This window comes from Pseudomonas sp. NPDC087626 (genome assembly GCF_044743405.1).
GTDB lineage: Bacteria > Pseudomonadota > Gammaproteobacteria > Pseudomonadales > Pseudomonadaceae > Aquipseudomonas.
In genome coordinates this window covers 34,776-46,049 of the sequence record NZ_JBIUWJ010000034.1, presented here as the reverse complement: position 1 = coordinate 46,049, position 11,274 = coordinate 34,776, and the positions used below count along the sequence as shown (strand labels likewise).

Annotated in this window: 10 protein-coding genes; 8 read left to right on the top strand and 2 right to left on the bottom strand. The window is 61.7% G+C overall.

Annotation, left to right across the window (positions count from 1 at the left end):
- The first annotated feature begins 3 nt into the window (after positions 1-3).
- The 5 genes from ACIOVD_RS23245 (at position 4) to ACIOVD_RS23225 (ending at position 5,025) form a co-directional block, all read left to right on the top strand.
- Entirely contained in the window at positions 4-642 is a 639-nt protein-coding gene (locus ACIOVD_RS23245) for a glutathione S-transferase family protein (RefSeq protein WP_401130441.1), read from the top strand.
- Between the two features lie 78 nt (positions 643-720).
- On the top strand, positions 721-2,121 hold the full coding sequence (locus ACIOVD_RS23240) for an NCS2 family permease (protein ID WP_095170398.1): 1,401 nt from the start codon (positions 721-723) through the stop codon (positions 2,119-2,121).
- A 164-nt stretch (positions 2,122-2,285) separates the two neighbouring features.
- A complete protein-coding gene (locus ACIOVD_RS23235) occupies positions 2,286-3,635 on the top strand; it encodes an amidohydrolase family protein (protein ID WP_159995240.1) in 1,350 nt (449 codons plus the stop codon).
- Between the two features lie 49 nt (positions 3,636-3,684).
- A complete protein-coding gene (locus tag ACIOVD_RS23230; RefSeq protein WP_401130438.1) occupies positions 3,685-4,671 on the top strand; it encodes a LysR family transcriptional regulator in 987 nt (328 codons plus the stop codon).
- A 126-nt stretch (positions 4,672-4,797) separates the two neighbouring features.
- Positions 4,798-5,025 carry a hypothetical protein gene (locus tag ACIOVD_RS23225; RefSeq protein ID WP_401130436.1) on the top strand — a complete coding sequence of 76 codons (228 nt, stop codon included), beginning with the start codon at positions 4,798-4,800 and terminating at the stop codon, positions 5,023-5,025.
- A gap of 104 nt (positions 5,026-5,129) precedes the next feature.
- On the opposite strand, the gene ACIOVD_RS23220 is transcribed toward ACIOVD_RS23225, so the two are convergent.
- Positions 5,130-5,630, bottom strand: a complete 501-nt coding sequence (locus ACIOVD_RS23220; protein WP_401130434.1) for a hypothetical protein — start codon at positions 5,628-5,630, stop codon at positions 5,130-5,132.
- A gap of 99 nt (positions 5,631-5,729) precedes the next feature.
- Entirely contained in the window at positions 5,730-6,200 is a 471-nt protein-coding gene (locus ACIOVD_RS23215; RefSeq protein ID WP_095170393.1) for an anti-virulence regulator CigR family protein, read from the bottom strand.
- A 214-nt stretch (positions 6,201-6,414) separates the two neighbouring features.
- Between ACIOVD_RS23215 and ACIOVD_RS23210 the strand changes: the two genes are divergently transcribed.
- The 3 genes from ACIOVD_RS23210 (at position 6,415) to ACIOVD_RS23200 (ending at position 11,251) form a co-directional block, all read left to right on the top strand.
- Positions 6,415-8,733 carry a glycoside hydrolase gene (locus ACIOVD_RS23210; RefSeq protein WP_401130432.1) on the top strand — a complete coding sequence of 773 codons (2,319 nt, stop codon included), beginning with the start codon at positions 6,415-6,417 and terminating at the stop codon, positions 8,731-8,733.
- Between the two features lie 172 nt (positions 8,734-8,905).
- Positions 8,906-10,645, top strand: a complete 1,740-nt coding sequence (locus ACIOVD_RS23205) for a dipeptidase (protein WP_401130430.1) — start codon at positions 8,906-8,908, stop codon at positions 10,643-10,645.
- Between the two features lie 147 nt (positions 10,646-10,792).
- Entirely contained in the window at positions 10,793-11,251 is a 459-nt protein-coding gene (locus tag ACIOVD_RS23200) for a GNAT family N-acetyltransferase (protein WP_401130428.1), read from the top strand.
- Positions 11,252-11,274: the final 23 nt, after the last annotated feature.

Sequence of the window (11,274 nt, the reverse complement as noted above, 5' to 3'; positions counted from 1 at the left end):
CAGGTGATCACACTCTACAACTACGAGCTGTCCGGAAACTGCTACAAGCTGCGCCTGTTCATGAACCTGCTGGGCGTGAGTTTCAGCACGGTGGACCTGGAGTTCTACCCGGGCAAGGAGCACAAGGGCGAGGCCTTCCTGGCCATCAACCCCCTCGGCCAGTTGCCGGTGCTCGACGACGACGGATATGTCCTGCGCGACGCCCAGGCGATCCTCACCTACCTGGCCGCCCGCTACGATGCCAGCGGCACCTGGTACCCGGTGCAGGACGCGCGCCGCCTGGGCGAGGTCAACATGTGGCTGGCGTTTGCCGACAGCATCACAGCCACTGCCTCGGCCGCGCGCCTGGCGGATGTTTTCAACTATGATCTTGACGCCGAAAAAGCCCGCGACGGCGCCCACGCCCTGTTCCGCATCCTCGACGAACAACTGTGGTTCAGCGAGCGGCAACACCAGGGATGGGTCTGCAGCGGACCTTTGCCGACCGTGGCCGACATCGCCTGCTTTCCCTATGTGATGTTGTCCGACGAGGCTGGCATCAGCCTGATCGACTACCCCGCGATCCGGCGCTGGACCGACCGGATCAAACGCTTGCCCGGTTTCACTGTGATGTCGGGGATTTTCGCCACTGCAACCGCCTGACCCATGTTCGACTCGAATCAAACCAAAAAAATATAACAACAACAAACAACCGAGCCTTGCCGCTTTGAGGAGATCAACATGAACCAACCGGTCAGTTTGCGCGATGCGCCCATCGGGTTAATCGCAAGACTCAGGTTATGGCTGGAAAACTACTTCGGCATCCATCGCGAAGGTTCGACCCTGCGGCGCGAGATCATCGCCGGGGCCACCACCTTCCTCGCGGCGGCCTACGTGATCGTGGTCAACCCGGACATCAACGCGGCGGCCGGCATCCCCTTCTCCGCCGGGGTCACTGCCACTGTGCTGGTGAGTTTTCTCGGCACCCTGGCGATGGCCCTGTACGCGCGCAACCCAATCCTCATCGCCCCCGGCATGGGGATCAATATCCTGTTCGCCTACACCATGGTGGTCGGGGCCAAGATCCCGCTGCAAATCGCCCTGGGCTGCGTGCTCTGGGCCAGTGTGATCTTCACTGTGCTGGCGTTCTTCAACGTGCGCCAGGCAGTGATCGACGGTATCCCGGCGAGCCTGCGCAATGCTATTTCCTGTGGCATGGGGCTGTTCATTGCACTGATCGGCCTGGTGAACGCCAAGTTCATCAGCGCCGACCCGTTCACCGTGGTGCACGCGGCACCGTTCAATCCAATCATCCTGACCTTCCTCGCAGGCCTGGTGATCACCATTGCCCTGGTGGCGCGCAAGGTGCCGGGGGCGCTGATCCTGGGGATCATCTGCACCACCTTGCTGGCGATCCCGATCGGCCGCCTGTGGGGCGATGCCACAGCCTATTGGCCCGAGGGCGCCAGCACGGTCACGCTGGTCAACTGGAGCGGCCTGTTCGCCGCGCCGGACTTCAGCTTCCTCGGCCAGGTCGACTTGCTGGGCTCGCTGCACATCGAGTACCTGCCGTACATCTTCGTGCTGGTGTTCACCAACTTCTTCGAGTCGCTGTCGACCTTTCTCGGCATCTCCGAAGCGGGCGACCTCAAGGACGCCGACGGCAACCCGCGCAACATCAAGCAGTCAATGCACGTCGACGCCCTCGCGGCCCTGGCCTCCGCGCCTCTGGGCACCAGCCCGGCAACGGCCTACATCGAATCGGCCGCCGGCATTTCCCAGGGCGGCCGCACCGGCATGGTCGCCCTGGTCGCCGCCGTGCTGTTCCTGCCATTCCTGTTCCTCTCCCCCCTGCTGTCCCTGGTCCCGGCAATCGCCACGGCGCCGGTGCTGATCATGATCGGCGTGTTCATGATGGACACCATCAGCAAAATCGACTGGAAGTCCTATGAAGAAGCGATCCCGGCATTCCTGGTGATCCTGCTGATTCCCCTGACCTACTCCATCACCCTGGGCATCGCCCTGGGCTTCATTGTCTTTGTCCTGCTCAAGCTGCTGATCGGCAAGGCACACACGGTCAAGCCCATCATGTGGTGGGTGGCGGCGTTGTCGGTGTTCTTGGTGATGCGGGTGCAGTATTAGGTGGGGGGATTGGGGGCATTGCCGAGATCTATGGTGTGGCGCAAGTCGCCATCGCGAGCAAGCCGCAAGCGGGCGCCGCAAGCGGGCGCTCGCTCCTACAGTAAGAACCCAGCAGGCCGCCTCGTGCGCCCCCCCTCCAACCATAAAAAAACAAGGACCCACCCATGACCTACACCGTGATCCGCAACGCCATCATCTTCACCGTCAACCCCCAGGACCAGGTCCTCGCCAACGGCCACGTGGTCATCCGCGACGGCGTCATCGAAGCCATCGGCCAGGGCGAACACATGCCCCTGCCCGCCGACGCCAAAGTCATCGATTGCCAAGGCCAGATGGCCCTGTTGCCAGGCCTGGTCGATGCCCACTCGCACTCCAGCCTGATGCGCGGCATCACCGAAAACATGCCGCTGATGCAATGGCTGCCCTACTACCAGCTCGAACACCGCGCCATGAACGCCGAGGACGCCTACCACGCCGCGCGCCTGTGCTACCTGGAAGCCCTGAAGAGCGGCACCACCTGCGTCATGGATATGTACCGCTTCATGCACCGCTGCGCCGACGCCGCCGGCGAAATCGGCATTCGAGTACACCTGGCGCCCTATGCCGCCGACCTGCCCGGCAAAGACTTCTTCGAAAGCCCGGAGGCCAACCGCAAGCTGATCGAAACCCATCACATGGCCCACGACGGCCGCGTGCGAGTGTGGATGGGGCTGGAGCACCTGTTCTACTGTTCACCCAAGGCCTACGCCCATGCCCGCGACTGCGCGCGCGACTACGGGATCGGCATCCACACCCACGCCTGCGAACAGAAGGAGGAAGAACAGGCGGTGCTCCAGCACTTCGGCAAACGCTCGATCCCAATGCTGGACCAGATGGGCATCCTCGGCGAAAAGACCCTGATCGCCCACTGCGTCTGGCTCAACGATGAAGAGATCAAGCGCCTGGCCGACACCGGCACCGCGGTCGCCCACTGCCCCAGCAGCAACGCCAAGCTGGCCAGCGGGATCGCCCGGGTTCCGGAAATGCTCGCCGCCGGCATCCGCGTCGGCCTGGGCACCGACGGCAACGTCTGCAACAACAGCCTCGACCTGTTCGAAGAAATGAAATTCGCCTCACTGCTGCAAAAGGCCCACCGCCTGGATGCCGCCGCCCTGCCGGCGAATGTCGCCTTGCGCATGGCAACCATCGAGGGTGCCCGGGTACTGGGCATGGACCGGGAGATCGGCTCGATCGAAGTCGGCAAGCGTGCCGACCTGCTGCTGCTCGACCTGGCTCAGCCGAACATGTGCCCGATCGTCTGGGAAGGGACACAGACCAACGTGCTGTGGAACCTGGTGTACTCGGCCCGTGGCTCGAACGTGAAAACCGTGCTGGTGGACGGCAAGGTGATCCTGGAAAACGGCCGCAGTACCCTGGTCGACGAGACGGCCTTGCTCCAGGCGGCGCAGGCCCAGACCCTGCAACTGATGGAGCGGCGCAAGGACTTCGCCCATACGCTGGTGCCGATGGTCTGAAGCGTTGACCAGCTTTCGGGCGCAAACCTCGGTAAAGTGGCGGCCGGTATTGTCCATCCTTCACCGCGAGGCCAGCGCCCGGCATATGCAAAACGTCGATATGAAATCCTTGCACGTGTTCTTTTGCCTGCTCAACGAGTGCAACGTCACCCGCACCGCCGAGCAACTGAACATGACCCAGTCGGCGGTGAGCCATACCCTGGCTCGCCTGCGCGTGCTGTTCAACGATCCACTGTTCGTCTCCATGGGCCGTGGCATGCTGCCGACCAGCCGCGCCCTGGAGCTGGTGGAGCCGTTGCAGCAGAGCCTGGCGGCGCTGAACAAGCTGATCGAGCCGGTCAAGGCTTTCGACCCCGGGCAATTCCAGGGCAGCTTCGAAATCGCCACCACCGACTACATCGGTTTTATCCTCTTGCCGCGCCTGATGGTGCGCCTCGCCGAGGTCGCGCCCGGGGTCGAGCTGAACATCCAGCCGCTGCGCCCCAAAGAGGATCTGCCGCTGCTCAAGGACGGCAAGCTCGACCTGATCATCTGGAACGAGAAGACTGCCCCGGCCAACTTCCACGTGCGCAAACTGTTCTCCGACCGGCTCAAGTCAGTGGTGCGCGTCGGCCACCCAGAGATCAACGGCAGCCTCTCCCTGGAGCAATTTCGCAACGGCAAGCACCTGCGTATCAGCAGCAACCATGGGGCGGTCAAGGAGGCCATCGACAGCCTCTACGAACAACATGACATCCGCTGCAAGACCTCCCTGACGGTGCCGCACTTCCTGCTGGCGCACATCCTGATTTCGCAAACCGACATGATCGGTATGATCGCCGAGCTGACGGCCCTGCGCATCGCCAGGGAAGTCCCCCTGCAACTGTTCGAACCGCCAGTAGCAGTGGCGGGATTCACCGTCTCCCAGGTCTGGCACGAACGCCTGCACGCATCGCCCGCGCACAAATGGCTGCGCGGCGAAATCAATCAGGTGGCCAAGGAAATCACCCTGGAGCTCGCCCAGTTCAAGGACTCGCAGCCTGCCCTGCCGGGGTGACTGAGCGTAAAGCCGATGTAGCAAGGTGAACCGCCAGTCACCTTTCAAACCTGACACTGGACGAACCGGCCTTGGCGACCTATACCTTTGAGTTCGGCGGCAGACTCTCCACCTCAGGTTTGAACCATGCGGCTCTACGATTACACCGCTTACCCGAAAGATCACGCCCAGCACGCGGTCTACGGCGAAGTGATGGCCGACACCGACAGCGCGGCCAAGGCCAAGATCAAGGCCCTGTGCCCACACTGCGGACGCATCGAACTGTCGATTCTCAGCGCCTCCGAGCCATTCGGCCGACACAGCGCTCGTCCGGTTCCTGGCACCCGATCAGCACCCAAGTACAACGGCGACTGAGCACTTGCTGATTCACCGGCCAAAGACGCACTGACCCGGCTGAAGTGCCACGACACCCTTGCGCGCAACGCGCACAGGTGTCGTGTGGGTGCAGCGAAGGTCGATCAATAGGATTTTTTGGTTGCCGATGGCCCGGCCTTGCTCAAGCCTTTGGTGTTGTGATCGCTAGGTGTCGAAGTCGAAATTGCAGTGGCCTTAGTCACGCCACGGGTATCTTTGGACTGGGCAATGCCCGAAGTCGTGGTGCCATGCCCACGGTCATCGTTACGCTCACTGCCGTATTGATTGCCGCTGACACCATGATCGCGAACGGCCTTGCCGGCGTGATCGCTGCTCAACCCCTTGCCCTGGCCATTGCTGCCCGAGTGACCCGAGCCGGCGTGACCGCCACCGGTGCCGCCACCATGGCCAGCACCTGCGCCACCGCCACCGCCACCGCCACCGCCGTGACCGCCGCCACCACCACCACCACCACCACCACCACCACCACCTTCCTTCGCATAGGCGGAGTTCATGATGGACAGGTCAGCAGGGAGTAAAGGCGCTGCTGCAAGCATCAGGGCGCAGGACATAACAGCAAACAGACTTTTGTTCTTTAAAAGCATGATGTGCTTCCGATAAGGGTGGATACCGCATAGGGTCAGACGCGAAAAACCCCATCCAGTTCAAGCCACACGACGGATGGAGGCCCACAGCCGGGTGCGTTAATCAAAGGCTCCCGTGAGCACTTCATAAATCAGCCCGGTAGCCAAGGCCACCAAAATCAAGTCCGTACCCGCCTGCTGCCACTCGTAGCCATCGTAATGGGGCAAGTGGCCAACCAGCCGGCCATCGAGCTTCTTGGCGATGCCGGGCGGCAGGGGCTTGCCCCGTGCGAGGTTCTTCTGAATCCCAGGCGGCAAGGCCGGTCCGGGGCTCCAGTAGTCCCGGTAGCCGCCGACAATTCCCAGCACACTGCTGCGGTTGATGCTCGGACCGTTACCCCAATCACCGCCTGCGGGGTTTTTGCCCTGGTTGCCATGCCCACCTTGATTGCCATGCGCCTGGCTATTGGGCGGGTTTCCCTTGCCGTTCCCCTGGCCCTTGCCATTCCCTGGATCGGCCCATGCCAGCGCCGAGCCGCAAACCAATGCAAGAGACGTAACAGCTGCAATCAACGCACGAGATCTGGACATGGAGCGTTCCTTGTTTTTTTGGGGGCCGTTGAAATATAGAGGCTGACGTGAAGGTTAGTTCCATCCCGGCGCTTACATGTTGAATGCATTTCACGCAACAACCCGTTGGCAGTGGCGACGGCGATGAGTACGGTAGTCAGTCACCGGCGCAAGACCGCTGTTTACTGCTCGAACCCATGCGCTAGCGTGATTGACGACGACAAGGAGTCGAGGCATGGCCTTGCAGGTACTTCGCGGGATATTGCTGTTGCTGCTCTGCGGCCTGAGTGTAAATGCCCTCGCCGCAGTCACGGACTGGCACGAAGTGCCAACGGCAGCCGGTACCTGGCGAATCGATCGGGCTACCCTGGCCATCGAACTCATGCCACCTACAGGTCCCACATTGCCCCTCGCGGCTCCCGCTTTCAGCGGTGCAAACACCACCCCCCTGACTGCTGAAGGATGGCAGATCCAGCAGGGGCGACAGCGTTTCGATATCGCCGTCACGCGCGACCAGAATGACCTCCAGGTCAGCATCCGCGCCGCACAACCCGCCACGCTGGATTGGCCGATCTCGGCCCAACCTTCTGCGATCGACGCTTATGCCTTTCCCTTTGGCGAAGGCAACTTTGTGCCCAGTACCGATCCGGGCTGGCTGGACTGGCTGGTGCGTCGCTATCAAAACGAAAGTGTCGCCGGTGCATTGTCGATGCCATTCTGGACCGAACTGCGCAAGAAGCACTCGCTCACCTGGATGGTCGAGACGCCGCTGAACACGGAATTTTCGATTGTCGATACCGGAGGGCGCCCGCAAATGCGACTGCGCCATGCATTCACCCGGCTGGCCCCGGACGCACCCTACATCGTACGCCTGCACATTGCCGGTCCGGACCTCCTGGCCGGAACGCGGCGTTACCGAGACTGGTTGCAACAAACCGGCCAGTTCGTCTCGCTGGACGAAAAGATCAAGACCGTGCCTGCCACCGCCAGACTCGGTGGTGCCGCCCACATCTATCTCTGGGACAGCGGGTTGTTGAAAGCCGCCGACATCGCCGACTGGCCTGGCTTTCTCCAGCGCCTGCAGGCGGGCCGGCAGGTATCGGGGAGCCTGGCCGCTCGCGTGTGGCAGCTGTTTGACACGCAGACCCGGGACCTATTCGAAGCGGCGTTCAACGAGTCGGTCAACGGCAGTCTCAGCACCTGGCGGCGACAGCCATTGATCCACGCCCTCAACAGCGGCCTTCGCCTGACAGTGCCCCGCATGCCAGTGGCGCCGCAGCCGGGCAAGCACGACCCCATGGCCGAAGTAGCCTGGGGGCGCACGGTTCGCGAACAACTGCTGGAGACCTTCGGTGAAACCCTGCAGCCGCCGGCACAATGGGGCGATGGACTGTCCACCAGCACCATCGATGCCTTGCGCACAGCCGGACTACAGCGCGCCTGGTTGGGCGCCGATAACTGGCTATCGAGTTTCTGGCGCCCCGAGGCCGTGGCCGCTGCCAAAGCCGCAGGGTATCTGGTGGGGGTATATGACAGCTATGGCAGCGCCCATCGGGAGGACCTGGCCAATACCTGGCCAACCGCGCAAATGGGCAATGCGCTGGCTGGCGCGGGTTATCGTGACCAGGACGGTAAACTTGCGGTCGGTTTTGCAGGTCGTGGGGTGTATGCCAACCCTCAGGTCGTCGAGCCCTATGCCCAGCGGCGCATCAGTGCCGTCGCTGGGGCCGGGCAGTTGAACAGCTATTTTCTCGACGTCGACGGCGCCGGCCCCATGTTGGAGGACTACACGCCTGGGCGGGAAATGAATCAGGCTGACGACGCCCAGGCCCACCGTCGGCGCCTGGAGTACCCTGCCCTGACCCATGGCCTGGTCACCGGAAGTGAGGGCGTGCTTTCCATGTTTGCCGCACAGGTGGCGTTTGCCCACGGTGTGCTGACACCGCCTTTTGCCTGGATGGACCCCGCCATCCAGGATCCCCGCTCACCTTACTACCGAGGCCGATACTGGCCGCCGGAAGCACCCTCACTGTACTTTCAACCCGTACCGCTGGCGGATTCGGTAGCGCGTTATGTGACGCGTCCACAGTTTCGCCTGCCACTGTATGAAATTGCCCTGCACGACAGCATCGTCAGCACCCATCATTGGGAATATGGCTCGCTGAAGTTCACCACCGAACGCGACCAGACGGCATTGCTGCAACTGTTGTACATGGTGCCACCGCTGTATCACCTGAGCGACCCGGTGCTGCGTCGCGACCTGCCGTTGATTCAAGCCTATGACCGGGTCTTTTCGCCCCTGCATCAGCGCTTGTTCACCCAGGCCATGACTCACTTTGAAACCCTGTCCCGCGACCGCCTGGTACAGCGCTCACAATTCGCCGACGGCACCCGGATAACCGTCAACTTTGATCGCCAGCCCCGCACGCAGGACAAGAAAATGCTCCCAGCGCTGTCGGCAACGGTCCAGTCCCCCGGCGGATCGGTTGAAGTACTCGAGATGGAAAAAATCTGGCCACCTGTCGATCAACGTCCACAACCCGCTAGACCGTAAGGCTGCGCTGGCAAGTACAGGCGCCTTGCTCAGGATTGGGCATGTGGGGCGCACTTACATTTCTGTGGGACAGATCCCACTTCAGGGGCTGCCCTTTCGCAGCCTTGTGGTGTTAATTTGGAAATGATTTGTTTCATCTCCCCTACACCCCTGCAAAGGAATGCCCACCACCATGGATTTTTCCCTCAAGCACCTGGCCGCAACCACCCTGATGCTGGCCAGCCTGGCGTCGTTCACCACGCCGGCCCACGCCAATATCACCCCGCAACAAAGCGCGGCCATGCTCAAGACCTTCAACAACAGCTCAGTCACGGACTTCAGGCAGTTCCTCACGCGCCTGGCCAAAAGTGAGCTGGCGAAAAACGACGACCTCGCCCCGGCCATCAATGCCTTCCTCGCCAACCAGAGCCTGAACGCCGAGCAGCAGAATGAAATCCATCGCCTGCTGGGCCTCTACGCGCGAGTCAAATATGGCAGCGCTGCCACCGAGACCCTGCGCGAACTAGTGGCCATCCCGACCTTCGAGATCGAAGGCGTACCGCAGCACGAGAATCCGCAGTTCCTCAAGATCGCCGACAAGATCAAGGGCCTGGCCGAGGCCTTCAATCTGAAATTTCGCAACATCGACAACCGGGTCTATGAAATCTCCCTCGACGGCGCTGGCGATGAAGTCGTCGGCATCCACGCCCACGCCGATGTGGTGCCCGTGACGCCAGAGAACTGGGTACTGGAAGACGGCACCCGGCTGGACCCGTTCAAGGTCACCCTGATTGGCGACCGCATGTACGGCCGCGGCACCGAGGATGACAAAAACGGCATCGTGGTGACCCTCTACGCGATGAAGATCATCCAGGACGAGAAGCTGCCACTGGCGCGCAATTTCAAGCTGTTGGTGGACACCACCGAGGAAACCAGCGGCGATGCCATCCCCTATTACTTCGAGCGCAATCCGACGCCCAACTACAACCTGGCCCTGGATGGCGGCTACCCGGTGGTGATCGCCGAGAAAGGCTACGGCACGGTCATGGCCAGTTTTACCCGGCGCGCCGCCGAGGGCAAAGGCGCCGAAATCAGCACCATGACCGGCGGGCTGGCGACCAACCAGATTCCGTCGACCTCGGTCGCCACCCTGCTCACCGAGCAACCCGCCGAACTGGCCGCCAGCCTGCAACAAGCCGGCGCCGACTACGCCAAGCGCAACGGTGGCAATTTCACGGTGACTGCCAAGGTCGTCGGCAAAGACGTGCAACTGACCGTCACTGGCGTCTCTGCCCACTCCTCCGAGCCTGAGTCCGGGGTCAACCCGGTGGCCCGGATGCTCGACTTCATCAACGGCCTCGACGGCAAGGTCGCGCTCAAGCACAACCAGATCACCGACGCAGCCCGCTACGCCGCCGACAACTGGGGCCTGGACTACCTGGGTAGCAAACTGGGGGTTGGCTTTGCCGATGCTTTCATGGGACCGCTGACCGCTTCCCTGACCTACGTCGGCATGGACGACAAAACCTTCAAGCTGGCAGTCAACCTGCGGGTGCCGAAGGGCAAGTCTCCCGAAGTGCTGAAGAGCGAAATCGCCGACAAACTCAGTGCCTGGAGCAACAAGGCCGGGATCGCGCCAGCCTTCGACTACTCGATCGCCGAACCGATGTTCCGCAACCCCGAAGGTGAATGGGTCAAGGCCCTGCTGGCCGTGGCCAGCGAAAACCTGGGCATGAAACACCAGTTCGGCACCTCCGCCGGTGCCACCTCGGTGCATGAACTGCCCAACGGTGTGCAATTCGGCCTGGCCATGCCCGACGTCAAGTACACCGGGCACAACGACAACGAGTTCAAGACCGTCGAACAGTTCATGCTGGACCTGCAGATCGTCACGGAAATGATGGGGCGTATCGGGCAGTTGCCGAAGCTTTGACCTAACGCCGCCGCACCTGCTGCCCCAGGAATTCACGCAGCAGGGTGCGGGGCAGCTCACAGCCCTTGAATGGCAATACGGGCAAGGTCTATACCCTCAATCGATGAACACACGCTCGGTACCAGCACCGGCAGGAGGATGCACTCAATGCCCCACGACAGCCCCCTGTTCCCCATCAGCTTGAACCGACTCATCCGCCAAGGGACGACCGAGGACGTGCCCGCACTGATCGCATTGGATACCTATGCGACGCAACACGCCAGTCGTTGCGACTTTATCCATGATGCCGTCGTTCGCCAGCAATGCCTGGTAGCCGTCGCTGCCGATCAGTGCGTAGGTTACCTGGTACTTACCGATGATTTTTTCAGCCATGGCTTCGTTGAGCTGGTGGTCGTGTCACCGACACAGCAACGGCAAGGCATAGCGCTCGATTTACTAGCGGCAGCCGAAGCCGCGTGCAAGACAGCCAAGCTGTTTGCTTCAACCAATGCATCCAACACGGCTTCGCAGTCACTGTTCAAGAAAGCGGGTTTTGTACCGAGCGGGCGAATCGATAATCTTGACGAACACGACCCTGAACTGGTGTATGTCAAATTTGTTGGATAATCGATGTCGGCGGATAGTACTGA